At 71.1% G+C, this 24,757-nt stretch carries 22 protein-coding genes and 1 riboswitch; of the genes, 7 read left to right on the top strand and 15 right to left on the bottom strand.

Annotated elements, in window-relative coordinates:
- The first annotated feature begins 10 nt into the window (after positions 1-10).
- Positions 11-976 (top strand): ROK family protein, encoded by a 966-nt coding sequence (locus CYL12_RS08010; protein ID WP_101847070.1) that lies wholly within the window; start codon positions 11-13, stop codon positions 974-976.
- Positions 969-1,748: a glucosamine-6-phosphate deaminase gene (gene nagB / locus CYL12_RS08005; protein WP_101847067.1), complete on the top strand. Its 780-nt coding sequence runs from the start codon at positions 969-971 to the stop codon at positions 1,746-1,748. Before CYL12_RS08010 ends, nagB begins: the two co-directional genes overlap by 8 nt.
- 10 nt (positions 1,749-1,758) lie before the next feature.
- Here the strand turns inward: nagB and CYL12_RS08000 are convergent, their stop codons facing one another.
- From CYL12_RS08000 to CYL12_RS07975, 6 genes are all read right to left on the bottom strand, one after another.
- Positions 1,759-2,166, bottom strand: a complete 408-nt coding sequence (locus CYL12_RS08000) for an NUDIX hydrolase (RefSeq protein ID WP_101847065.1) — start codon at positions 2,164-2,166, stop codon at positions 1,759-1,761.
- On the bottom strand, positions 2,159-3,523 hold the full coding sequence (locus CYL12_RS07995; protein ID WP_101847063.1) for an FAD-binding oxidoreductase: 1,365 nt from the start codon (positions 3,521-3,523) through the stop codon (positions 2,159-2,161). The genes CYL12_RS08000 and CYL12_RS07995 overlap by 8 nt, the downstream gene beginning before the upstream one ends.
- A 10-nt stretch (positions 3,524-3,533) precedes the next feature.
- Complete coding sequence (locus tag CYL12_RS07990; RefSeq protein WP_101847061.1) at positions 3,534-3,905, bottom strand: YrdB family protein; 372 nt, start codon at positions 3,903-3,905, stop codon at positions 3,534-3,536.
- A 9-nt stretch (positions 3,906-3,914) separates the two neighbouring features.
- Positions 3,915-6,017, bottom strand: a complete 2,103-nt coding sequence (locus CYL12_RS07985) for a sigma-70 family RNA polymerase sigma factor (RefSeq protein ID WP_101847058.1) — start codon at positions 6,015-6,017, stop codon at positions 3,915-3,917.
- Positions 6,018-6,533: 516 nt separating this feature from the next.
- A complete protein-coding gene (locus tag CYL12_RS07980) occupies positions 6,534-7,688 on the bottom strand; it encodes an N-acetylglucosamine-6-phosphate deacetylase (RefSeq protein WP_101848729.1) in 1,155 nt (384 codons plus the stop codon).
- Between the two features lie 14 nt (positions 7,689-7,702).
- Positions 7,703-9,214: a family 20 glycosylhydrolase gene (locus CYL12_RS07975; protein ID WP_101847056.1), complete on the bottom strand. Its 1,512-nt coding sequence runs from the start codon at positions 9,212-9,214 to the stop codon at positions 7,703-7,705.
- Between the two features lie 117 nt (positions 9,215-9,331).
- A riboswitch (ZMP/ZTP riboswitch) is annotated at positions 9,332-9,416 on the top strand.
- Positions 9,417-9,454: 38 nt separating this feature from the next.
- On the opposite strand from CYL12_RS07975, the gene glyA reads away from it, so the two are divergent.
- Together glyA and CYL12_RS07965 are read left to right on the top strand one after the other, a co-directional pair.
- Positions 9,455-10,729, top strand: a complete 1,275-nt coding sequence (glyA, locus tag CYL12_RS07970) for a serine hydroxymethyltransferase (protein WP_101847054.1) — start codon at positions 9,455-9,457, stop codon at positions 10,727-10,729.
- Positions 10,726-11,604 carry a bifunctional methylenetetrahydrofolate dehydrogenase/methenyltetrahydrofolate cyclohydrolase gene (locus CYL12_RS07965; protein ID WP_101847052.1) on the top strand — a complete coding sequence of 293 codons (879 nt, stop codon included), beginning with the start codon at positions 10,726-10,728 and terminating at the stop codon, positions 11,602-11,604. Before glyA ends, CYL12_RS07965 begins: the two co-directional genes overlap by 4 nt.
- A gap of 80 nt (positions 11,605-11,684) precedes the next feature.
- Here CYL12_RS07965 and CYL12_RS07960 read toward each other — a convergent pair whose 3' ends face one another.
- From CYL12_RS07960 to CYL12_RS07930, 7 genes are all read right to left on the bottom strand, one after another.
- Positions 11,685-12,407: a DUF6882 domain-containing protein gene (locus CYL12_RS07960; RefSeq protein ID WP_101847049.1), complete on the bottom strand. Its 723-nt coding sequence runs from the start codon at positions 12,405-12,407 to the stop codon at positions 11,685-11,687.
- Between the two features lie 102 nt (positions 12,408-12,509).
- Complete coding sequence (locus CYL12_RS07955; RefSeq protein WP_101847047.1) at positions 12,510-13,313, bottom strand: HpcH/HpaI aldolase family protein; 804 nt, start codon at positions 13,311-13,313, stop codon at positions 12,510-12,512.
- Entirely contained in the window at positions 13,298-14,083 is a 786-nt protein-coding gene (locus CYL12_RS07950) for a fumarylacetoacetate hydrolase family protein (RefSeq protein WP_101847045.1), read from the bottom strand. Before CYL12_RS07950 ends, CYL12_RS07955 begins: the two co-directional genes overlap by 16 nt.
- A gap of 9 nt (positions 14,084-14,092) precedes the next feature.
- Positions 14,093-15,259, bottom strand: a complete 1,167-nt coding sequence (gene hpaD / locus CYL12_RS07945) for a 3,4-dihydroxyphenylacetate 2,3-dioxygenase (protein WP_101847043.1) — start codon at positions 15,257-15,259, stop codon at positions 14,093-14,095.
- A 30-nt stretch (positions 15,260-15,289) separates the two neighbouring features.
- On the bottom strand, positions 15,290-16,834 hold the full coding sequence (gene hpaE / locus CYL12_RS07940; RefSeq protein ID WP_101847041.1) for a 5-carboxymethyl-2-hydroxymuconate semialdehyde dehydrogenase: 1,545 nt from the start codon (positions 16,832-16,834) through the stop codon (positions 15,290-15,292).
- Positions 16,831-17,517 carry a GntR family transcriptional regulator gene (locus CYL12_RS07935; protein WP_101847039.1) on the bottom strand — a complete coding sequence of 229 codons (687 nt, stop codon included), beginning with the start codon at positions 17,515-17,517 and terminating at the stop codon, positions 16,831-16,833. Before CYL12_RS07935 ends, hpaE begins: the two co-directional genes overlap by 4 nt.
- Positions 17,514-18,986 carry a fumarylacetoacetate hydrolase family protein gene (locus CYL12_RS07930; protein ID WP_101847037.1) on the bottom strand — a complete coding sequence of 491 codons (1,473 nt, stop codon included), beginning with the start codon at positions 18,984-18,986 and terminating at the stop codon, positions 17,514-17,516. The genes CYL12_RS07935 and CYL12_RS07930 overlap by 4 nt, the downstream gene beginning before the upstream one ends.
- A gap of 143 nt (positions 18,987-19,129) precedes the next feature.
- Between CYL12_RS07930 and CYL12_RS07925 the strand changes: the two genes are divergently transcribed.
- Complete coding sequence (locus CYL12_RS07925) at positions 19,130-20,509, top strand: MFS transporter (protein WP_101847035.1); 1,380 nt, start codon at positions 19,130-19,132, stop codon at positions 20,507-20,509.
- A 61-nt stretch (positions 20,510-20,570) separates the two neighbouring features.
- Here CYL12_RS07925 and CYL12_RS07920 read toward each other — a convergent pair whose 3' ends face one another.
- Positions 20,571-21,278, bottom strand: a complete 708-nt coding sequence (locus tag CYL12_RS07920; RefSeq protein ID WP_101847033.1) for an IclR family transcriptional regulator — start codon at positions 21,276-21,278, stop codon at positions 20,571-20,573.
- Between the two features lie 128 nt (positions 21,279-21,406).
- Here CYL12_RS07920 and CYL12_RS07915 point away from each other — a divergent pair, with 128 nt between their 5' ends.
- Together CYL12_RS07915 and CYL12_RS07910 are read left to right on the top strand one after the other, a co-directional pair.
- Positions 21,407-23,269 (top strand): FAD-dependent monooxygenase, encoded by a 1,863-nt coding sequence (locus tag CYL12_RS07915; RefSeq protein ID WP_101848728.1) that lies wholly within the window; start codon positions 21,407-21,409, stop codon positions 23,267-23,269.
- 91 nt (positions 23,270-23,360) lie between these two features.
- Positions 23,361-23,741 carry a VOC family protein gene (locus CYL12_RS07910; RefSeq protein ID WP_101847031.1) on the top strand — a complete coding sequence of 127 codons (381 nt, stop codon included), beginning with the start codon at positions 23,361-23,363 and terminating at the stop codon, positions 23,739-23,741.
- 142 nt (positions 23,742-23,883) lie between these two features.
- On the opposite strand, the gene CYL12_RS07905 is transcribed toward CYL12_RS07910, so the two are convergent.
- Positions 23,884-24,732: a PhzF family phenazine biosynthesis protein gene (locus tag CYL12_RS07905; protein ID WP_101847029.1), complete on the bottom strand. Its 849-nt coding sequence runs from the start codon at positions 24,730-24,732 to the stop codon at positions 23,884-23,886.
- Positions 24,733-24,757 lie beyond the last annotated feature (25 nt).

Raw genomic sequence — 24,757 nt, 5'->3', positions numbered from 1 at the left:
TCGGCATCCGATGACCGTCGCTGCCCTCGCCGACCTCGTCGGTCGGCCCCTTCGCGTGGGCCTGGACGTCGGCGGTACGAAGATCGACGCGGTCGCCGTCGACCCGGCGGGGACGATCCTCGCCCGACTCCGCCGCCCCACCGGCTGGGGCGAGGACGCCGTCGTCGACAGCATCGTCTCGACCGTCGCGGCGCTCGCCGAGGAGAGCGGGCTCCCGTTGTCCGCCGTCGGTTCCGCCGGTATCGGCATCCCCGGTCTCGTGGACGCGGAGGCGGGGCGTGTTCTCCATGCCGTGAACCTCGGGGTGGAATCGCTCGACCTCGCGGCGCGCGCCGAGCAGGCGCTCGGGATTCCCTTCCGGGTGGAGAACGACGTGAAGGCCGCCGCGCTCGGCGCCGCCGTCCTGAGCGACGTCGCGGGCTCGATGGCCTATCTCAACCTCGGCACCGGGGTCGCCGCCGGCATCGTCGTGGACGGACGCATCTGGCGGGGCTCGCGGGGAACCGCCGGCGAGGTCGGGCACCTCTCGGTCGATCCCCGTGGGCGGCTCTGCGGGTGCGGACAGCGCGGCTGCGTGGAGACCTTCTGCGGTGGGGGCGCTCTGGCCAAGGCCTGGGGGCGCCCTGGCGCCCTCCCCGTCAAGGACATCGTCGACGCGGCCGAGGCGGGGGATCCGCACGCCCTGGCGCTGCAGGCGGACCTCTTCTTCGGTGCGGCAGCGGCCGTGCGCGTTCTCGTGCTGTCCGCCGACGTCGAGACCGTGGTCATCGGCGGTGGCCTCACCGCTCTGGGCGGACGGCTTGCGGAAGGGATCCGTGCGGCTCTGCACGCGGGGGCCGAGGCGTCACCGTTCCTGAGGTCCCTCCGGCTGGATGAGAGAATCGAACTGCTCCCCGCGGGTTCGCCCGCCGCCGCTTTCGGCGCCGCCCTGGTGGGCGCATCCCAATCTGAGAAGGAGATCGTTCCGCATGGCTGAGGTCGTCATCGTCGAGAATGCCGAGGCCGCCGGTGCCCTGGTCGCCACCGAGATCGTCGAACTCATCGACCGCCGCCCCGACGCGGTGCTCGGACTCGCAACCGGATCGACCCCGCTGCCGGTCTATCAGGCTCTCCGCAGCCGCCTCGCGGGACGCGACGTCTCGCAGGTGCGCGGCTTCGCACTGGACGAGTACGTCGGCATCGATCCCTCCCACCCGGAGAGCTACCGCTCGGTGATCACCCGCGAGGTGGTCGAGCCGCTCGGCCTCGACCCTGAGCGCATCCACGTCCCGAACGGCGCGGAGGCGACCATTCAGCACGCGGGGGTGGACTACGACGCGTCCATCGCCGCGGCGGGCGGGGTGGACCTGCAGATCCTCGGCATCGGCACGGACGGGCACATCGGCTTCAACGAGCCCGGGTCCTCTTTCGCCTCCCGCACGCGGGTGAAGACCCTCACCCAGCAGACCCGCGAGGACAACGCCCGCTTCTTCGACGCCATCGACGACGTTCCGATGCACTGCATCACGCAGGGCCTCGGCACCATCCTCGAGGCTCGACACCTCGTGCTGCTGGCGTTCGGCGCCGGCAAGGCCGAGGCCGTGGCCGGCGCGGTCGAGGGCCCGCTCACCGCGCTGCTGCCCGGGTCGGCCATCCAGCTGCACCCGCACGCGACCGTCGTCGTCGACGAGGCCGCCGCCTCGAAGCTGCGGCTCGCCGACTACTACCGCTACACGTTCGCGAACAAGCCCTCCTGGCAGGGCATCTGATCCGGGCGCGCTAGCGCGCTCCGGCGGGCCAGGCGAGCGGCAGCAGGTGCTCGACGCTCAGCGGGGCCAGCGGGAGCGCCAGGGCGTCCTCCGGAGTGATCCACCGCAGTTCGGCGAGCTCGGCCTGCACCCGGACCCCGTCGGGATCGATCGAGGCCGAGAAGGCGTCGGCCACGACGCGGTGCCCCGGCTCATTCGCCGCGGCCGACACGAACCGCCCCAGCGGCCGGAGGTCCGACTCGGCCAGGACAAGACCGAGCTCCTCGTGCAGCTCGCGGATGAGCGTCTCGGCCGCGGACTCGCCGGGCTCCGGTTTGCCGCCCGGCTGCATGAAGCGGGTCGTGCCGTGCTTGCGGACGACGAGGACGCGGTTCTCGTCATCGACGATCACGGCGGCGCTCACATGGATGTCAGGCATCGGGGGCGAAGACCTTTCCGGGATTGAGGAGACCGAGGGGATCGAACACGGCGGCGATGTCGCGCTGGAGGCGCCACTGGTCGTCGCCGAGTTCGTCGGCCAGCCAGCGCCGTTTCAGGACGCCGATGCCGTGCTCGCCGGTGAGTGTCCCGCCCAGCCGGATCGCGGCCCGGAACAGCTCGTCGGCCGCCGCCCACACCTCAGGGGGCGTTTCCGCCCCCTCGAAGATGAAGTTGGGATGCAGGTTGCCGTCGCCCGCATGCGCGACGGTCGGGATCACCATGTCGAACTCGCGCTCGATGCGGGCGATCTCGTCGAACATCGCCGGCATGGCGCTCCGCGGCACCGAGACGTCTTCGATGAGGGTGGTCCCCAACGACGCCATCGCGGCGTGCATGGACCGCCGGACCGCGAGGAGACGGTCTCCTTCGACGGGGTCGTGCGAGACCACGGGGACGCCTTCGTGAGCGCTCAGGATCGCGGCGATCGCCTGCGCCTCCGCGCGCGCGGCCGGGCCGTCGGTCTGGATCGTCAGCTGCGCGGCACCGGGCGTCGGTGCGGGAAGCGCGAGCAGGGTGTGAACGGCGGCGAGGCTCGCGGCGTCCATGAGCTCCATGATCGCGGGCTGGATCCCCGCGGCGGTCACAGCGGCGGAGCCTGCGGCGGCCGCCCGCACTCCGGGGAAGGTCGCCGTCACCGTGCAAGTCTCGCCCGGCACCAGCCGACGCAGTTTGAGGGTCGCGCCGACGACGACGCCGAGCGTCCCCTCGGAGCCCACGACGAGAGCGGTGAGGTCGAGTCCGGTCACGCCCTTCACGCTGCGGTGTCCCAGATGCAACAGGCGGCCGTCGGCGAGGACGAGATCGACGCCGAGCACCGCATCCCGCACGACGCCGTACTTCGCGCAGAGCAGCCCGCCGGCGCCGGTCGCGATGTTGCCGCCCACGGTCGAGATGTCGCGGCTGGCGGGGTCGGGAGCCCACCACAGGCCGTGCGTCGCCAGGTGCGCGTTGAGGTCGGCGTTGAGGATGCCCGGCTCGACGACGGCGAGGAGGTCGTCTGGTCGCACTTCGAGGATCGCATCCATCCGGCGGAGCGAGAGGACGATCTCGCCGTCGCCGGCGTTGGCGGCTCCCGCGAGTCCGGTTCCGGCACCGCGCACCACGACCGACGTGCGCGTGGCGGTCGCGATCCGCATGGTCTGCTGGACATCGTCCACGGTCTCGGCGTGCACGACCGCCAGCGGGAGCCCCGCGGCGGCATGGCCGGAGCGATCGGCCCGCGCAGCGTGCCTGGCCTGCTCGCTGACGTCGACGCGCGCGCCGAGGGCGTCGATGAGCAGCGAGACGACGCTCACGACCGCTCGCTCACGCCAGGGCGCGGCGCCCGCTGAGGACGCCCGCGACGACGGCGACGAGCGCGAACGCGGTGCCGATGAGCGCCTGACCCATCGACCACCAGGCGATGGTCACGCCCACGTAGATGAAGAGCTCCACGACGGCGCGGAGGAAGGGATGCACCCGGAGCACCGGGCGCGGGGAGAGGAAGAGTGCCCACAGCAGGAGGGTGACCACGGGGGCCCCCACGCCGATCACGATGTTCCACGGCAGATCCCAGCTGGCGAAGCCCCAGAGGGCCAGCGAGGCGATCGCCACGATGAGGACGACGACGCGCACGATGTCGAGGGCCGTGATGGCCGGACGGTCGACGCCGGCGACGGGAGCGGAATCCGGGGTCATGCGTCCAGTCTATTCGGCGACGGTGGCCGCCTCGGCCGGGGCCTCCGTCTGCACGGCGGCGGCGTCATCGGCGGGTGCGGGCGCGGCCGGTGCCGCCTCGGCGGCCGGGGCGGCGTCTGTCGGCGCCGTTGCGGCGGGCCCCGGCAGGACGGGGTCCGCGACCTCGACGGCGGGTGCCGCGTTCTCCTCGGAGGCCGCGTCGGGCGCCGGTGCCTCGACCGGAGCCGCCACCGGTTCGGCCTCGTCGATGACGACCGCCGGCTGCTCGACGGGCGCAGAAGCCGCCGTGCGCTCATCCGCGCCCGCGCCCTCGGGCTCCAACGCGTAGAGCGTGGTGTCGGCCGAGGGGCCCGCCTCTCCGGACGGGAGGAGGTATCGGAACGTCACCGGTACGCGCCGGGCGAGCCAGAACTGTTCCCACGAAGCGCGGAGCTCGAGGGTGCCGGTGCCGTCCTCGCCGAGGACGACGCGACCGGCGTCTTCGCCGCCGAGGAGGGCCTGCACGATCGTACCCGGGGCGCCGGCGATCGGCACGACGTAGTACCAGTGCAGATCCACGTCGAGCCAGACGTCGGCGGTGCTCCAGGTGGGCGGGTCCGTGGGGATCGCGGGGTCCACGGGGTCGACCGGGTCTACGGGGTCTACGGGGTCTACGGGGTCGACCGGGTCTACGGGGTCTACGGGGTCTACGGGGTCGACCGGGTCCACGGGGTCGACCGGGTCCACGGGGTCGACCGGGTCCACGGGGTCGACCGGGTCCGCCGGGTCGACCGGGTCCGCCGGGTCGACCGGGTCCACGGGGGCGACCGGCGGCTGCGTCGCCTCGGGAAGCGCCGCGGGGATCTCCGGGGTGGCGGGAGCAGCGTCGGGCCCGGTCTCGGTGGAGGGCGGTGGAGCCGCTTCCTCCTCGACCGGAGGGGCAGGTGTCTCATCGTCGGGCGGCGTCTCGATCACCAGGGGCTCATCGAGGTCGAGCGAGGAATCCGGGGCGATGTCGGTCGTGATCGACGACGGATCGGTGTCGGAGGCGCTGGGCAGCGAGGTGGCGGGATTCGCCCCTGCGAGCCCGGGGACGATGGCGGCCGCTGCGACGACGCCGGCGACCACGAGGGCAGCGGAACCGGCGCCGACGACGGCGCCCATGCCCGTGAAGACGCCGCCTGAGCTCGCTCCCGTGCCCGCACCGCCGGCAGAGCCGGCCGCGCTGCCGCCCGCCGCGCCGGCAGACGCCTGGCCGACGCCGCCGTCGCCGAGGAAAACGGCCCCGGGGACGGTGGAGGACATCGCCGCCACCGCGACGACAGGTGCACCGCCCTGTAGGGCGGCGAGGTAGCCGGAGGCGCCGGTCGCGCCGAGAACCAGGGGAAGCAGCACCAGCGCGAGGCGCTTGGACACGTCTTTCGCCTCGGCGGCGACGATCATGCAGCGGGCGCACTCGTTCAGATGCAGCTCCAGGCGACGGTGGTCGCGGGTGGCGAGGTTGCCGCGCGAGTAGGCGCCGAGGTGCTCGATCGTCCACTGGCATTCGGAGCCCGGGCTGGCGCTGCGGAGGTGCGCTTGGATCCAGGCCTCGCGCAGTCCCTCACGAGCGCGGAAGGCGAGCTGTGACACCGCACCCGCCTTCATCCCGAGGAGGGGAGCGACCTCCTGCGGTTTCATCTGCTCGATCTCGGTGTACCAGAGGACTTCCTGCCACCGGGAGGGGAGGCTGCGGAAGGCTTGGGCCGTGAGGCTGCGGTCGAGCGCCTCGTTCGTGGCGTGCTCGGTGCTGTCCGGGTCGGCGACCGTGTCGAGTTCGTCGATCGCCGTCTCGCGGCGCGCGCGTCCCCACGCGGCCGCGGTGTTGCGGATGCTGGTGAAGAGGTAGGCGCGGAACGACCCATTGGGGCCGCCGCCCTTGAGGATCGCCTGATAGATGCGGGTGTAGGACTCCTGCACCAGATCATCGGGATCGATCGACGACGTCACCGAACGCGCGACGGCCATTCCTGAGGGATAGTGCCGCCTCCAGAGTTCCCCGAACGCCCCCCTGTCGCCGGAGCGGACGCGAAGGATCAGGTCGGCATCGCCGATGGTCTCGTCTGGTGTGGTGTTCTCTCGGTGCACGGTCATCCATCTGGTCCCGGGGCACACGACCGTCCCCAGGAGGAGAGACGCGGGTAGGCGTCATTCATTACGCGGTCAGACGATTCTCTCGCGAAATCGACCGGGTGGCCAGCCCCAGGGAGGACTTTGAGCAGATGCTCGGGATGGCTCCGCGGTCGACGACAACCCTGCGGAGAAGCGGCGCGGAAGGTGCTCTGAACTTTTTTCCGAGAACCGCGTAATGAACCGCAGCACCCCACGTCTCATCCCGTAGAGACAGCCGAATGGGACTCCACCGGGGGGCGGAGTTCCGGCACTGGTGCGGGGGGTACTGCACCAGTGGGCGGGTCGGGATCCTCGGGGGAGGAGCTCCCGGCCCCGCCCGCTCGAACGGGAGGGACAGGGCCGCCGATCTGGGGAGAACGGCGGCCCTCCACTCCCACCTTGCGAGATGCGCGATGTCGATCTGGGGAGTCCGGCGTCACCGTCTCGTCCGATCGACCGGAGACCGCAGCGCTGCGCGTCGCGCGAAGCGCTGCACCCCTAGGCGGGCAGCGCCGGTCCTGTCCAGACCCGCGCGACGCGCAGCTCCGCGTCCAGCAGCACGGCATCGCCGAGCAGCCCAGGACGCAGCGCACCGAGGTGCGCATCGCGTCCGATCGCCCGCGCGGGCGTCTCGGTGAGCGCGCGCACGACCTCCGGCAGGGCGACGCCCGCCGCGACGGCCCGCTGCAGGGCGACGTCCTGGGTGAGCGTGGAGCCGGCGATCGAGCCCGTGTCGTCGGCGCGGGCCACGCCGTTCTCGACGGTGACCTTCACCGCACCGAGGTCGTAGTGTCCGTCGGCGCTTCCTGCGGCTGCCATGGCGTCGGTGATGAGCGCGACGCGGTGCGGCGCCGCATCGAACACGAGCTTGACGACATGCGGGTCGAGATGGACATCGTCGGCGATGGCCTCCAGGATCACCCGGTGGTCGGCGGCCGCGGCCAGCACCGGACCGGGAGCGCGGTGGTGGATGCCGGGCATGGCGTTGAACGCGTGGGTCAGCAGCGAGGCGCCGGCCTCGAAGGCCGCGACGGCCATCGCGGCGTCGGCATCGGTGTGTCCCACGGCGGCGGCGGCGCCGGCCGCGACGATCTGGCGGACGGCGTCGATTCCGCCAGGGAGCTCCGGCGCGATGGTGACCTGTCGCACGGTGCCCTCTCCGGCCTCCAGCAGCCGGGCGACGTCGGCCGCGACGGGGTGGCGGAGCAGCGAAGGCTCATGGGCGCCGTGGTGACCGGGGTCGAGGAACGGGCCCTCCAAGTGCGACCCGAGGACGTCCCCGTCCGTCCTGGTCAACGCCGCGATCGTGGCGACGCTGCGAGCGAGGTCGTCGATCGTCCCGGTGACGAGGGAGATGACGGCCCTGGTCGTGCCATGCTCCCGGTGCAGACGCCGCCCCGTCCGGATGGCGTCCACGCCGTCGTCGTAGGCGGCACCCGCTCCGCCGTGTCCGTGGATGTCCACGAAGCCCGGCGTGAGCAGCGCGCCGGTGCCTCCCACCTCCGCCCCGTCCACGACGTCGGTCGCGGGCTCCCAGTCCGTGCCCGTGCCGCGCGCGACGACGACGCCCTCCTCGATGCGCACCCACGCGTCCTCGACGATCTCCCCGCGGTCTACCAGGCGGACGGAGTGGATGACGAGGGAACCGGTCACGGAGGAGAGGGTCTTCAACGGGCGCTCCAGGGGATCTCGGGGGCGGGGTGGAAATCGACCCCCTCAGCCTTCCACAGCGGTGCCAGCGCACCGAGCCGGTCGCGGAAGGACTCCCACGTGCGTCCCGCACCCTCGCGCGGAGACCAGGCGATCTCGGCCTGTGCGGCGGCGCGCGGGAACACGAGCTGCTCCACCTCATCGAACGTGCGGGTGGTCTCCGACCACAGCGGGGCCTCGATGCCCAGGATCGCCCCGTCCGGCACGTCGAGCACGGCAGTCGGCTCCCACTCGTACGCGCGGCGGACGTCGATGATCGCCGCCCACGTGAGACCCAGCGGGAAGTCGGCCGTGTACTTCATGTCGAGATAGGTCGCATCCGCCGCCGACATGAGGAGGGCGCCGCCGCGCTCGACGAAGTGGGTGGCCTCCTCGGCGTGCGTACCCGTCGGCGTCGTCATGCCCCAGTACTGGCCGACCGTCCCGCGGGCGATGTCGGCTGCGGATCCCATCTCGTGCCACGCGACCGGGGTCTTGCCCTCCTCGACGACGATCGCCGTCGCGCGCTCCGCGAAGAGGTCGAAGTCGGCCTGGGGTGTGCCGAGGGACTCGTCGCCCCCGATGTGGATGTAGGGCCCGGGCGTCATCTCGGCGAGCTCGCGGACGACGTCGCGGACGAACCGGTACGTCTCCTCCTCGTGGATGCGGACGCTGGAGTGCCCGACGCCCCAGCCCAGGTAGGGCTCTCCCGCCACGGGGAGCGGCTGGCCGAGCTGCTCGGACTGGGCGACCAGCGCGTCGTTCAGGACCGGGGCCTCGACCAGCTCGGGGTAGGCCACGCCGATCGCGTGGGTGTGACCGGGGAGGTCGACCTCGGGGATCACGATCATGTGACGCGCGGCCGCGTACGCCACGATCTCGCGGTAGTCGTCCTTGGTGTAGTAGCCGCCAGGGGCGCCGTTCGCCGCGGTGGCGGCGGCCCGCTCAGTGAGCAGCGGCCAGGAGTCGATGTGCACGCGCCAGCCCTGATCATCGGTGAGGTGCAGGTGCAGGTGGTTGAACTTCAGGGCGCTGGTGCTGTCGATGAACCGCTTCACGTCGTCGACGCCGAAGAAGTGCCTGGCCACATCGAGCATCACGCCGCGGCGGGGGAAGCGCGGTGCGTCGGCGATGTCGGCGCGGAGCAGTCCCCAGCCGGCGTCGTCCTCCCGCAGCAGCTGCAGCAGTGTCTGGACGCCGTAGAAGAGCCCCGCCTCGTCGGCGCCGATGAGGACGGCGCGGTCGCCGATCTCCAGCGTGTAGCCCTCCGGGGCAGAGGAAGCCGGGTCGGCGAACAGCTCGATCTCGGCAGGGCCGGACTCCACCGCGGCGAGGCGGAGGCCGGTGCGACGCTCGACGGCGTCGATCAGCTGTCCGGCGGCGGGGGAGGAGCCGAGCACTCGCGTCGTCGCGGTGAGCGGCAGGCGTCCGCCCCGCGCCTTCGCGGACACCGGAGCGGGGACGAGGGGCACATCAAGAGGTAGGACCATGAACAAAACCTAGCCGCCCGAGCGCTGCAAGGGAACAACGGGATCGAAACGATTCTGCAGTCGCCCGGCCCAGGACGGGAAACGTCCGCGTGCGCGGCGCCACGCATCGGCTATGCTCGTAACCGTCGCGACTGGCGTCTGGGTGGACAACCACCGGGGAGCGACTGACCACGGAATTCGACCGCGCGCCTGGGCCGATAGGAACACCCTTTTCGAATCCGTCGTCAAAAGGAGCACGTCATGACCGACCGTTACTTCAACGCCCCGCTGGTCGAGGTCGACCCGGAGATCGCCGAGGTCCTGGATCGCGAGCTGAAGCGTCAGCAGACCTTCCTCGAGATGATCGCCTCGGAGAACTTCGTCCCCGTCTCGGTCCTGCAGTCGCAGGGCTCGGTGCTCACCAACAAGTACGCCGAGGGCTACCCCGGCCGCCGCTACTACGGCGGCTGCGAGGAGGTCGACGTTGCGGAGGAGCTCGCGATCTCCCGCGCCAAGAGCCTGTTCGGCGCCGAGTTCGCGAACGTCCAGCCGCACTCCGGTGCGTCGGCGAACGCCGCGGTCCTGCACGCGATCGCCCGCCCCGGCGACACGCTCCTCGGTCTCTCGCTCGACCAGGGCGGTCACCTCACGCACGGCATGAAGATCAACTTCTCCGGGCGCCTGTACGACATCGTCGCCTACGGGGTCGACGCCGAGACCTCGACGATCGACATGGACGAGGTCCGCCGCCTCGCCATCGAGCACAAGCCCAAGGTCATCATCGCCGGGTGGTCGGCGTACCCGCGGACGATGGACTTCGCCGCGTTCCGTGCCATCGCCGACGAGGTGGGCGCCCTCCTCTGGGTCGACATGGCGCACTTCGCCGGCCTCGTCGCCGCCGGTCTGCACCCCAACCCGGTGCCGCACGCGCACGTCGTTTCCTCCACCGTGCACAAGACCATCGGCGGCCCGCGCTCGGGCTTCATCCTCACCAACGACGCCGACCTCGCCAAGAAGATCAACACCGCGGTGTTCCCCGGGCAGCAGGGCGGTCCGCTCATGCACGTGATCGCGGCGAAGGCGACCGCCTTCAAGCTCGCCGGCACGCCGGAGTTCAAGGAGCGCCAGGAGCGCGTGCTGCGCGGTGCGAAGCTCATCGCCGAGCGCCTGTCGCAGCAGGACGTGAAGGACGCCGGCATCGCGGTGCGCTCCGGCGGCACGGACGTGCACCTCGTGCTCGTCGACCTCCGCGACGCCGAGATCGACGGCAAGCAGGCGGAGGACCTCCTGCACGACATCCACATCACCGTGAACCGTAACGCCGTGCCCAACGACCCCCGTCCGCCGATGGTGACCTCAGGCCTGCGCATCGGCACGCCTGCGCTCGCGACCCGTGGCTTCGGCGACGCCGAGTTCGCGGAGGTGGCCGACATCATCGCCCTCGCGCTGCTCCCGGGCGCCGACGTCGAGGCTCTCCGCGCCCGCGTGGACGCGCTCGCCGCGGCCTTCCCGCTCTACCCGGACCTGCAGCAGTGACCGCGGTCGTCCTCGACGGCAAGGCGGCGGCCGCTGAGATCCGCGCCGAGCTGACGGAGCGGGTCGCCGCGCTGAAGGAGAAGGGCGTCACCCCCGGCATCGCCACGGTGCTGGTGGGAGCCGACCCGGCCTCACAGCTCTACGTGGGCATGAAGCACCGGCAGTCCGAGGCGATCGGGATGAACTCGATCCAGCGCGAACTGCCGGCCGACGCCACCCAGGCCGACGTCGAGGCCCTGATCGACGAGCTCAACGCCGATCCCGCCTGCCACGGGTACATCGTGCAGCTGCCGCTGCCGAAGCACCTCGACACCGACGCGGTCCTGGAGCGGATCGACCCGGCCAAGGACGCGGACGGCCTCCACCCGACCAACCTCGGGAGGCTCGTGCTCAACGTCAACGCGCCCATCCACACGCCGCTGCCGTGCACCCCGCGCGGGGTCATCGAGCTGCTGCTGCGCAACGACTACGACCTCACGGGCAAGCACGTCGTGGTCGTCGGCCGCGGTGTCACGATCGGGCGCTCGATCGGGCTGCTGCTGACCCGTCGCGACCTCAACGCCACCGTCACGCTGACGCACACCGGCACCGTCGACATGCCGCGCTACCTGCGGGAGGCCGACGTGATCGTGGCGGCCGCGGGGGTCAAGCACCTCATCCGCGCTGAGGACGTCAAGCCCGGAGCCGCGGTGCTGGATGTCGGCGTGACCCGGGAGACGGACCCGGAGACCGGGAAGAACGTCGTCTTCGGCGACGTCGCTCCCGAGGTCGCCGAGGTCGCCGGTTACCTGTCGCCGAATCCGGGAGGGGTGGGCCCGATGACGGTCGCCCTGCTCATGACCAACGTCGTCGAGGCGGCCGAGCGGATGGTCTGACCGCCGCGCCGCGTCGCGGATTCACACGAACGCCGCAGGGATCCCGGTGATCCCTGCGGCGTTCGTGTGTTTCTGCGGATTCAGACCTGGCCGTGCAGCGAGCTCTCGACGCCGCTGATCCTGGCCTGCTCGTCGAAGCGGATCGTCGCGGTGCCCGACGCGTCCGTCACCGTGGCGCCGGAGAAGGACTCGTCCGTCCAGGTGAGGGTCCAGCCGGCGAGGCGGGCGAGGTCCCAGACGGCCGTGCGGGCGTCGGCGAGCGGCGTCTGCGCGAGGGTGCGGGGGAGCGCCACCACCGTGTCGGCGACCGTCAACGGGGCCAGCGGGGCGTCGAGCAGGAACACCGCGCGGGTGCCGCCCTCGACGGGGGCCGAGTAGTAGGGGGAGCGGCCGGTGAGCTCGACCGCGACGCCGCCGATCGTGTGCGCCGCGCGGGCGATCCAGTCCGCGTCGCCGGAGGCATCGGCCGGGAACGGGACCTCGGGGGCGGTGAGGTCGGCGATGCCGTGCTGCTCGCCGTACGCGCGGAGCTGCGCCGCGATGCCCTGGGGGTCGCCCTGCGGGTGTGCCCACGCCCACAGCAGCGAGCGCGGTCCGGGGGCGATGGTGGCGATGAGGTGCGCGCGGGTCACGAGCTGCCGGGCCGGGTCGGCGTTCGCGGTGAAGGTCAGCGTCCCCGCGGCGAGGTCGGCGTCCCACCGGTGCTCGCCGAGTGCGTCGGCGGCCGCGGAGAGGGCGTCCTGGCGGAGCGCGGTGAAGAGGGCGGCACGATCGGCGAGGGGCTGCAGCGGGGCGAAGGTCATGACCACAGTCTCGCCGGGATTGCTATGAATCCGCCACTCCGCTTCGCATCGCGCACAGGGCCCCAGATCGGCCGCGGATGGAGCCAAGTGCGCGATTCGAAGTCAGTAGCTGGCGCGGCCGGAGGCGTCGGAGCGGGGGAGGAAGCGGGCGGCGAGAGCTTCGGAGGCCCGGGCGAGGAGGGCGACGTCGGCGCCGACGGCCACGAAGTCGGCGCCCGCCGCGAGATACGCGTCGGCGGCGGACGGGTCGAAGGCGTTCACGCCCACCGGCTTCCCGGCGCCATGGACCGCGGCGAACACCGACTCCACGGCGGCGACCACGTCCGGATGCGTCTGCTGTCCGAGCCGGCCCATCGACGCGGACAGGTCGGAGGGGCCGACGAAGACCGCGTCCACGCCGTCGACCGCGGCGATGTCGGCGGCGGCCTCGACCCCCGCGGCCGTCTCGATCTGCACCGTCAGCGACACGTGCTGCGCGGACTCCTGCAGGTACCGGTCGACGCGGTTCCAGCGGGCGCTGCGGGCGAGCGCGCTGCCGACGCCGCGGACGCCCTCGGGGGGATAGCGGGTCGCGGCCACGGCGGCCCTGGCCTCGTCGGCGGACGACACCATCGGGACGATGAGGTTCTGCGCGCCGAGGTCGAGCACCTGCTTGATCGCGACCGCGTCGTTGAACGGCACCCGGACGAGCGGGGTGACCGGATAGGCCGCGACCGCCTGGAGCTGGGTCAGCACGGACTCGAGCGTGTTGGCGGAGTGCTCCATGTCGACGAGCAGCCAGTCCAGCCCGGAGCCCGCGGCGACCTCGGCGAGCAGCGGGCTGCCGGAGCACACCCACATCCCCACGAAGGGGTGGTCGGACGCGGCGAGCTGCTCGCGGAAGGACGGGACTAGACGAAGCGGCATGTGATGGTCCCCATCGGTCCGTAGTCGCACAGCACCTCGTCGCCGCGCGACACCCACATCGGGCGTGTGAACGATCCTGCCAGGATGATCTCGCCCGCCTCCAGACGCGCGCCGTGCTGGTGGAACTTGTTCGCCAGCCAGGCGACCCCGGTGGCGGGGTGGCCGAGCACGCCGGCGGCGACGCCGGTCTCCTCGATCTCCCCGTTGCGGGACAGCACGCCGGGAACCCACCGCAGGTCGATCTCGTCCGGGCGCCTGCGCACCGTCCCCAGGACCATCGCGCCGTAGGCGGCGTTGTCGCTGATGGTGTCGATGATCGTGCGGCCCTCGAGCTCGATGTGCGAGTTGAGCACCTCGAGGGCCGGCACGGCGTAGTCGATCGCGGCGAGGGCGTCCTCCAGCGTGCAGTCGGGGCCCTCCAGAGGCTCCTTGAGCACGAACGCGAGCTCGACCTCGATGCGCACGTTGGAGAAGTGCTCCGTGGGGATCTCCGCGCCGGACTCGTACACGGTGTCATCGAACATGACGCCGTAGTCGGGCTCGGTGATCCCCGTCGCCAGCTGCATGGCCTTCGAGGTCAGGCCGATCTTGCGCCCGACCAGCCGACGGCCCGCCGCGACCTGCGAGTCGCGCCAGACGCCCTGGATGGCGTACGAGTCCTCCACGGTCGCCTCGGGGTACCGCGCCGTGATGCGGGGGATCACCCCGTGCGTGCGGTCGGCCTCCGCGAGCTCCGCGGCGATCTGCGCGATCGTCTCCTCAGAAAGCATGGGCGCCTCCTAGAGCTGGTGGCCGAGCTTGTACTCGCCCTGCTTGTACTCGGGCATCGAGTTCTCGCCCTCGTCCGCGCGGGTGTAGGAGAAGCCGTCGGCACCGATCGTCACCGCCATCTCGCTGGAGTCCGTGCGGGCGATCACCGGCTGCGGGTTGCCGTCGAGGTCGAGCACGAGCGAGGCGTCGGTGTACCAGGAGGGGACCACCGGGGTGCCCCACCAGTCGCGGCGCTGGTTGTCGTGCACGTCCCAGGTGACGACCGGGTTGTCCGGGTCGCCCGTGTAGTAGTCCTGCGTGTAGATCTCGACGCGGTGGCCGTCGGGGTCGCGCAGGTAGAGGTAGAACGCGTTGGACACGCCGTGACGGCCGGGACCGCGCTCGATGGCGTCGGAGCGGCGCAGCGCCCCGAGCTTGTCGCAGATCGCGAGGATGTTGTGCTTCTCGTGCGTGGCGAAGGCGACGTGGTGCATGCGCGGACCGTCGCCGCCCGTCGCCGCGGTGTCGTGGACGGTGGGCTTGCGGCGCATCCACGCGGCGTACACGGTGCCCTCGTCGTCCTGGATGTCCTCCGTCACGCGGAAGCCGAGGTCCTGGTAGTGGCGCACTGCGCGCGGCACGTCGGGAGTGACCTGGTTGAAGTGGTCGAGGCGCACGAGCTCCCCGGGGGTGTGCAGATCGTACCGCCAGGACAGGCGTTCCACGTGCTCGGTGGCGTAGAAGAACTCGTACGGGAACCCGAGCGGGTCGACGACGCGCACGGAGTCGCCGATGCCCTTCACGAAGCCGTTCTCCTGACGACGCACGTCGCAGCCGAGCTCCGTGTAGAACTCCACAGCACGGTCGAGGTCCTCCGCCGCCCGCACCCGGTACGAGAACGCGGCGACCGCGGCGATCGGTCCCTGACGCAGCACGAGGTTGTGGTGGATGAACTCCTCCGTCGAGCGCAGGTAGATCGCCTCGTCGTCCTCCTCGGTCACGTACAGGCCCAGGATGTCGACGTAGAACTGCCGCGAGGCGGCCAGGTCGGTCACGACGAGCTCCATGTACGCGCATCGCAGGATGTCCGGCGGGGTGCTCTTCGGCGTCGCGACGGGGTTGTCGCTCTGAATCGGGGCCTCCTGGCTCACGTAGTAGCCGGAGGAGGTGAGGGTCTTGGCGGTCTTGTCGGTCATGTCAGCGTCCTTGCTCGTCAGGGGATCGGGTCAGCTCTCGGCGTCTTCCGCCGCCTCGGCCACGTCTTCGGCGAGGGCCTTCTTGCCGAACGTCGGGTTGTGCGGGGTCGAGGCGAGCGTGATGTGCACGCTCTGCTGGTCGGTGTAGAAGTCGATGGAGCGGTAGCCGCCCTCGTGGCCGAGGCCCGACGCCTTGACGCCGCCGAACGGTGTTCGGAGGTCGCGGACGTTGTTGCTGTTCAGCCAGACCATCCCGGCCTCGACGGACTGCGCGAACGTGTGGGCCCGCTTGAGGTCGTTGGTCCAGATGTAGGCCGCGAGGCCGTACTTCGTGTTGTTCGCGAGAGCCAGCGCCTCCTCATCCGAGTCGAACGGGGTGATCGCGACGACCGGGCCGAAGATCTCCTCCTGGAAGATGCGCGCATCGGGGGCGACGTCGGCGAACACCGTCGGGGCGACGAAGTTCCCCTCCTCGAACCCCTCCGGGCGACCGCCGCCGGCGACCAGGCGGCCCTCGGTCTTGCCGATCTCGACATAGGACATCACCTTGTCGTAGTGCTCGGGGTGCACGAGCGCGCCGACCTCGGTCTCGGGGTCGTGCGGGTAGCCGACCTTCACGCGCTTCGCCTGCGCGGCATAGCGCTCCACGAACTCGTCGTAGATCGAGCGTTCCACGATGATGCGGGAGCCGGCGGTGCAGCGCTCGCCGTTGAGGGAGAAGACGCCGAAGATGGTGGCGTCGACGGCGGCCTCCAGGTCGGCGTCCGCGAAGACGACGGCGGGCGACTTGCCGCCGAGCTCCATGGACAGCCCCTTGAGGTACGGGGCGGCGTTGCCGAAGATGATCTGCCCCGTGCGGCTCTCGCCGGTGAACGAGATGAGCGGCACGTCGGGGTGCTTCACCAGCGCATCGCCGGCATCCTCGCCGAGGCCGTTGACCAAGTTGAAGACGCCCTGCGGGAGCCCTGCCTCCTCGAAGATGCCCGCCCACAGCGAGGCGGAGAGAGGCGTGAACTCGGCGGGCTTCAGCACGACCGTGTTGCCGGTCGCGAGCGCGGGGCCGAGCTTCCAGGACTCCAGCATGAACGGCGTGTTCCACGGAGTGATGAGCCCCGCGACGCCGATCGGCTTGCGGTTGACGTAGTTCATCTGCTTGCCGGGCACCTTGAAGGCGTCGTCGGCCTGCGCGACGATCAGGTCGGCGAAGAATCGGAAGTTCTCGGCGGCGCGGCGGGCCTGACCGAGAGCCTGCGTGATCGGCAGGCCGGAGTCGTAGGACTCCAGTTCCGCGAGTCGGGCGTCGCGCGACTCCACGATGTCGGCGATCCGGTGCAGCACCCGCGAGCGCTCGCGGGGGAGCATGCGCGGCCACGGACCTTCGTCGAAGGCGCGCTTGGCGGCGGCCACCGCCCGCTCGATGTCGGCCTTCTTCCCCGCAGCGGCCGTGGTGTAGGTCTGGTTCGTCACCGGGTCGAGCACGTCGAACGTGTCGCCGTCGATCGAGTCGACGAAAGCGCCGTCGATGTAGTGCTGGATGTGGTCGGGCAGGTCGGCGGGGATGCGGGAGTCGGTCATGATGCTTCTCCTTCGGCGGGGACGGAACGGGTGTGCAGGGCGTCGAGGAACGCGTCCCTCGTGCGCCACCGGTGGTTGCGGGCGGCGAGCTCGATCTCCAGCGGCTCGGCGCCGTCGCGGATCAGCTCGAGGATCTGGGCGTGCTCGTCGACCGAGTGGTGGGCGCGGCCGGGCACGTAGGCGAAGGTGGAGTCGCGGATGCCGGAGAGCCGGGCCCAGCCGCGGTGCACGAGGTCGAGCAGGTGCGGGTTGGGGCACGGCTCGAACAGCACGGAATGGAACTGCCGGTTGAGCTCGGTGAACGTGTGCGGGTCGAAGTGGTCGAGCAGGCGGCTCATGCGCTCGTTAACCTCCGCGGCCTGCGCGAGCGCGTCCGCGTCGAGCAGGGGAGCGGACAGAGCCGTGGCCGCACCCTCGACGAGTCCGAGCGTCTGCATGGTGTGGGCGTACTCGCCCTCGTCCACAAGGGTCACGCGGGCGCCGACATTGCGCTCGAAGGTCACGAGCCCCTCGGCCTCCAGGCGGCGGATCGCCTCGCGCACCGGGACGACGCTCATCCCCAGCTCCTCGGCGATCGGACCGAGGACCAGGCGGTAGCCGGGCCCGTAGGTGTGCGCCGAGATGCGCGCGCGGATCCAGGCGTACGCCTGCTCCGACTTGCTGGCGTTCTCGACCGTGCTCACTTCCGCTCCGCTCCGGTGCCGGTCGCCTGCTCGTAGCGGGCGCGCCACTCGGCGTTCATCGGGAAGAGGCCGTCGACCGGATGCCCCGCGGCGACCTGCTCGGCGATCCAGGCGTCCTCGATCTCCTGGGCGACAGCGTCGGCGGCGACCTCGGCGGCGAGAGCCGGCGGGATCACGATCACGCCGTCGCTGTCGCCGACGATGATGTCGCCGGGCTGCACGGTGGCGCCGCCGCACGAAATCGTCACATCGACGTCCCACGGCACGTGCTTGCGGCCGAGCACGGACGGATGCGCGCCCCGGGAGAAGACCGGCAGTCCGATCTCGGCGACGGCCTGGAAGTCGCGGACACCGCCGTCGGTCACCACGCCTGCGGCGCCGCGGGTCTGTGCGCGCAGGGCGAGGATGTCGCCGAGCGTGCCCGTGGTCGCGTCGCCGCGGGCCTCGATGACGATGATCTCGCCCTCGGCCACGGCGTCGAACGCGCGCTTCTGGGCGTTGTACCCGCCGCCGTGGCTCCGGAAGAGGTCCTCGCGGAACGGCACGAAGCGGAGAGTCTTCGCGGTGCCGACGATCTTCGTGTCAGGGAGGTTCGCGGAGACGCCGTCGATGAAGCAGGAGTGGTGCCCGCGCTTGCGCAGCTGTGCCGAGAGCCCGGCGGTGGGAGCCTCCAGAAGCTGGGCGCGGAGCTCGGCCGTGAGCATGGGTGCGGTGTCCTCCTCGGGCAGGCCCGCGGCCTCGCGAGAGCCCCAGGCCTCGGTGCGCTGGAGGTCGTCGACGGCGGGAAGCGAGCCCAGGTCGCCGTCGAAGGGGACATCGCCCTGCGTCACCGTCGTGACCAGGCGGCCGGAGGTGGGAGCGCCGGGGGCGTCCGGGGCGTCGACCTCGATCTCGACCACGTCGCCGGGGACGATGACCGACGAACCGGCGGGAGTGCCGGTGAGGATCACGTCGCCGGTCTCCAGCGTGAAGTGCTGGGAGAGGTCGGCGACGAGCTGGGAGAGCGGGAAGATGAGCCCGGCGGTGGTGTCGTCCTGGCGGAGCTCACCGTTCACCCAGGCGCGCACGCGGAGGGCAGCGGGGTCGACCGTCCGGGCGTCGATCAGCTCCGGGCCGAGCGGGGTGTACCCGTCGCCACCCTTGGACCGGACGTTGGAGCCCTTGTCGTTTGCGCGCAGATCGTAGAGACCGAGGTCGTTCGAGGCCGTCACCCACTGCACGTGATCCCAGGCCTCGGCGAGGGAGACCCGGCGGGCCGGGGCGCCGATGATCAGCGCGATCTCGCCCTCGAACGCGAGCAGTTCGGTGCCGGCGGGACGCTCGACGGTGCCACCGGAGACGCCGACCGAGCTGGCCGGCTTGAAGAAGTAGGAGGGGTGGGCGGGGCGTCGACCGCGCTGGTCGGCCCGCGAAGCGTAGCTCAGGTGGATCGCGATGATCTTCCCCGGGCGGGCGATGGTGTCCGTCACGGCTGCGCCTCCTCGCGCTCGTCAGGACGCGTTGTGCGTCGTATCCGAAATCATATATCATCGTCTCACCCCTCGGCAAGCAGATCGGATTCACGTCCGTGCGCGCCGTGACAACGCGGTCACAAGCACAAAGGAGACACCCCATGAGCGGGCAGTCACAGGATGGGTTCACGCCCACCGGAACCATCGCGACGCCGGCCGACCGGCGCCGTGTCGTCTTCGCCACCGTCGTCGGGACCACCGTCGAGTGGTACGACTTCTTCATCTACGCCACGGCGGTCGGGCTGGTCTTCACCCAGCTCTTCTTCGCGCCGCTCGGCGCCAACAGCGCTCTCGTGGGCTTCGCCACGGTCGGGGTGAGCTTCCTCTTCCGGCCGCTCGGGGCGTTCCTCGCCGGCCACTACGGCGACAAGCTCGGTCGCAAGGCGGTGCTGATGTGGACGCTCATCCTCATGGGCGCCGCGACCGCCCTGATCGGTCTGCTCCCCACCTACGAGACCATCGGCGTGATGGCGCCGATCCTCCTCGTGCTCCTGCGCATCGTGCAGGGCATCTCGGCCGGCGGTGAGTGGGGCGGCGCGGTGCTGATGGCCGTCGAGCACGCCCCGCGCAAGAAGCGCGGCATCTTCGGCGCCTCCCCGCAGATCGGCGTGCCGCTCGGCCTGCTGCTCGCCTCCGGCGTCATGGCGCTGATGACCGCCATCGCTCCCGGGGACCAGTTCCTCGCCTGGGGCTGGCGCGTGCCGTTCCTGCTGAGCGTCGTGCTGATCCTCGTCGGCTACTACGTCCGCCGTCGCGTGGAGGAGAGCCCCGTGTTCGCGGAGCTCGCCGAACGCAAGGAGAAGGCGAAGATGCCGATCGTGCAGCTCTTCCGCAAGCACCTGCTGCTCGTCATCATCGCCGCCCTCGTCTTCGCCGGGAACAACGCCGTCGGCTACATGACCACCGGCGGCTACATCCAGGGCTACGCCACGAACCCGGACGGACCGATCGGCCTCGAGCGCGGGCCGGTGCTGTGGGCCGTCACCGGCTCGGCTGTCAGCTGGCTGCTCACGACGCTGCTCGCCGGGTGGGTGTCGGACCGCATCGGCCGTCGCACCACCTACCTCGTCGGCTGGGTGCTCCAGCTCGTCGGCGTGTTCACGCTGTTCCCGCTCGTCAACACCGGTGAGGTGGGACTGCTGTTCGCGGGCCTCGCGATCCTCACGATCGGCCTGGGCTTCACCTACGGGCCGCAGGCGGCGCTGTACACCGAGCTGTTCCCGGCAAGCATCCGCTTCTCGGGTGTCTCCATCTCGTACGCGATCGGCGCGATCGCCGGTGGGGCCTTCGCGCCGCTTATCGCCGCCGCGATCGTGGACAAGACCGGGTCCACCGATGCCGTCACCTGGTACCTCGCCGGCATGACGCTCCTCGGTCTCGTCGCGACGCTCCTGCTGCGTGACCGCTCGGGCATCCCGCTGGGACCGGACCACGAGGAGGAGCAGTCGGTCAGCCCGATCCGCGGCCTCGCGAAGGCCTGAGCTCGTACCGATTCGAGAGCGCACGTCCCGTCCTGGGGCGTGCGCTCTCGTGCGTTCCGCCTCAGCCGTCGAGGGCTTCGCGGATGAGGGCGGCGGAGCGCTGGAGGCGCGCCGCGATCTCTCCGTCGTCGAGGTCGGTCGCGACGTGCACGACCGCGATCGCGGCGGGGCGCTGACCGCGCAGGCGCAGCGGGACCGCGACCGACTGGACCGTGGGGATGACCTCGTCGTGACTCGTGGCGTAGCCCCGCGCGGTGGCGGTGCCGATCTCGGCGCGCAGCGCGGGGGAGATGTCGGCGGGCACCTCCGCCGGGTCGAGCTGTGCGAGGATCGCCTTCCCGGGGGCGCCGACCGTGACGGAGTGCCGAGCGCCGGGGCGCTGGGCGACGCTGGCGACGGCGTGCCGCGGTTCGACGCTGGCGAGCGTGATGCACTCGGCGCCGTCGAGGACGGCGAGGAAACAGGTCATGCCGAGTTCGTTCGCGATGGCGGTCAGCTCCGGCAGGGCCTCCGCCTGGAGATCGTGGGCGACGCCGGCGGCGAGAGCAGCCATGCGAGCGCCGAGGGTCACCGCACCGCTCGCATCGCGGGTGATGAGACCGTGGTCCTCGAGCGTGCGCAGGAGACGGTAGGCGATGGACCGATGCACATCGAGGCGCCCCGCGATGTCGTCGATGGTCAGCGCAGTGCGGGCGTCGGCGAGCACCTCGAGGATGCGGATGCCGCGGCTCAGTGTCTGCGAGGCGGGGGCGGCGGGGCGCTCGGGCATGGCTCTCCTTGCGATGCGCGAGGCACCGGTCTAGGCTGTGTTCAATAGTAGAACACCGTGTTCGAATATAGAACACGGTGTTCCTGGACGCAACACCCGACGAAGACGTCCGGAAGGAATCGACGACGATGCAGTTCCACCACCACGGCTATGTGTCCGGAGACCCGCGCGTGCAGGACGCCGCCGGCACCGGGATCGACCGCCCCGCTGCCCTGCCCGACGAGGTCGACGTCCTCATCGTCGGCTCCGGGCCCGCGGGCATGCTGCTCGCGGCGCAGATGTCGCAGTACCCCGACATCACCACGCGCATCATCGAGAAGCGCGAGGGCCGCCTCGTCCTCGGACAGGCCGACGGCATCCAGCCCCGCAGCGTGGAGACCTTCCAGGCCTTCGGCTTCGCCGAGCGCATCATCGCCGAGGCCTACAACATCGGATGGATGAACTTCTGGGGTCCCGACCCCGAGCACCCCGATCAGATCGTGCGGACCACTCGCACCGCCGACTACGCCTACGACATCTGCGAATTCCCGCACCTCATCGTCAACCAGGCCCGCGTGCTGGACTACTTCGCCGAAGCGGCAGCGGACGGCCCCGGACGGATCGTGCCGGATTACGGCGTCGAGTTCCTCGGGCTCACCGTGCACGAGGTGGGCGAATACCCGGTCGAGGTGCGCGTCCGCCATGTCGGGGAAGCGGAGGAGCGCGTCGTCCGGGCGAAGTACGTGGTGGGCTGCGACGGAGCTCGAAGCGGCGTGCGGCAGGCGATCGGACGCACGCACGTCGGCGCGAGCGCCGCGCACGCCTGGGGCGTCATGGACGTGCTCGTCAACACCGACTTCCCGGATTGGCGCACGAAGTGCGCGATCAACTCGAAGGCCGGCAACATCCTGCACATCCCCCGGGAGGGCGGCTACCTCAGCCGCATGTACATCGATCTCGGTGAGGTCGCCGCGGACGACGATCACCGCGTGCGTCAGACGCCGATCGAGGAGATCATCCGGCGCGCCAACGCGATCCTCCACCCCTACACGCTCGATGTGAAGCAGGTCGCCTGGCACAGCGTCTACGAGGTCGGCCACCGTGTGACGGACGGCTTCGACGACGTCGATCCCGGCGTCGACCGCAGCCCGCGCGTCTTCCTCACCGGCGACGCCTGCCACACGCACAGCGCCAAGGCCGGCCAGGGGATGAACGTGTCGATGCAGGACGGCTTCAACCTCGGCTGGAAGCTCGGCTCCGTGTTGAGCGGCCGTGCGCCCGAGGCGCTGCTCGCCACGTACGGCGCCGAGCGTCGTCCCGTCGCGCAGCAGCTCATCGACTTCGACCGCGAGTGGTCCAGCCTCATGGCGCGCAAGCCGGAGGAGATCTCGGACCCGAACGAGCTGGCGACGTACTACCTCGCGACGGCCGAGTTCCCGTCCGGATTCATGACCCAGTACACGTCGTCCATGATCACCGGCGCCGACGCGCATCAGGCGCTCGCGGTCGGGTACCCGCTCGGCAAGCGCTTCAAGTCGGCGGAGGTCGTCCGGGTCGGGGACGGCAACGTCGTCCACCTCGGACACCACGCGAAGGCCGACGGCCGGTGGCGGGTCTACGCGTTCGGCGACCGGAGCGGGGAGGCACTCGCCGCATGGGCGAAGGAGGCGGCGCCCGTGTTCGCCCGCTTCACCCCGACGGGCGCCGACGCGGACGCCGTGTTCGACGTGAAGGCCGTGTACCAGCAGCCGTTCGAGGAGGTCGAGGTCACGACGACTCCCGAGCTCTTCCAGCCGAAGACCGGACCGCTCGGACTCACCGATTGGGAGAAGGTGTACGCCGCCGGGCCGAGCAAGTGGTGCGGAACGGACATCTTCGAGGCGCGGGAACTGTCCCGCGACGGCGTCGTGATCGTCGTGCGTCCGGACCAGTACGTCGCCGCGATCCTCCCGCTGGACGGCGTGGACGAGCTGGCGGGCTTCCTGGACGGGGCGCTGCTTCCCGCGCGCTGACCGCCGGAATCACTCCGGCTCTGGCGGGTGTCCGAGGCCGCGCGTACTGTGAGGCCCGACGGGCGAGGGCGCCCGACAGGAGGAGTGCGTGATGGATTGGAAGATCGAACTCATCTTCGTGCCGGTCAGTGATGTCGACCGGGCGAAGGACTTCTACGTGAAGATCGGTTTCAACGCCGACCACGACCATGTGCCCTACGAGGGGCTGCGTTTCGTGCAGATGACGCCGCCGGGATCGGCCTGCTCGATCGCCTTCGGCACCGGGCTGACCACCGGTCTGGCGCCGGGGGAGCAGAACACCATCCAGGTGGTGGTCCCCGACGCCGACGAGGCTCTCGCGCACCTGCGGGGTCTCGGCGTGGAAGCCGAGGGCGTGGACGAGCAGGACTGGGGGCGTTTCGTGCGCTTCGACGACCCCGACGGCAACACCTGGACCCTGCAGGAGCTCCCGGACTACAGCGCCCAGGGGTGACGACGTCCTCGGACCGGTGCGGGGTCCGGGGTTCCGGATGCACGACTCTGTCACGGGTGCACGACCGAGGACGGGCATCGGTCGTGCGGACGGAACCAGGCCGTGCCGTCGGGGGCCGGGGTCGAGAACGCCGGGGCCGGGGTCAGGGGAGGCGCGTGGCTCCGCCCGAGACGACGAGGCCGCCGGCGGACGGTATCGCGACGCGGAGTTCGCTCGGGCGACCGACGTGGGCGCCCTGATGGATGCGGACGGTGTCGCCCGGATAGCCCTGGGCGCGGAGATAGGCGCCGACCGAAGCGGCCGCGGACCCTGTCGCCGGATCCTCCGTGATGCGCCCCACGGGGAAGAGGTTGCGGGCCTGGATCTCGGCCGGATCCTCGGCGTGCAGGACCGTCACCGTGCCCGGCCAGCCTTGTGCGCGCATGAGGGCGGCGACCTCGGCGGGGGAGAAACGAAACTGGTGGAAGAGCTCCCGGTCGGCGACGAAGACGATCGGATGCCAGTTCCCCGCGAACGCCTCGCGCACCGGGAAGCGCGGGTCCAGGTCGGCCGGCTCCATGCCCAGCAGCGCGAGGAGCTGATCGCGCACGGCGGGGTCGAGGTCGCGCACGTCCGGCTCCACGCTCGTGAACGACACCGTGACCCGGCCGTCCGCGTCCGCGAACGACTCCATCGACACGTCTCCGGCCGCGGTCTCGAACACGACCGCTCCCGGCCCCTGGCGCTCGGCGAGGGCCACCGCGGTCGCGACCGTCGCATGACCGCAGAAGGGCACCTCCGCGGCCGGCGACCAGTACCGCACCCGGAAGCGGGAGCCGTCCGCCGCGGCGTCCTGCACGAACGCGGTCTCCGAGTAGCCGACCTCGGTCGCGATCCGCTGCATGTCCGCCTCGTCGAGCCCGTCCGCGGAGAGCACGACCCCGGCGGGATTGCCGCCGTCCGGCGTCGCGGCGAAGGCGCTGTAGCGCAGGACCTCGGGAGCATCCGTCATTCCGGGAGCCTATCGGCCCGCACGG

The organism is Zhihengliuella sp. ISTPL4, assembly GCF_002848265.1.
In the GTDB taxonomy this organism is placed as follows: Bacteria; Actinomycetota; Actinomycetes; order Actinomycetales; family Microbacteriaceae; genus Microbacterium.
This window is presented reverse-complemented; position numbering and strand designations above follow the sequence as displayed.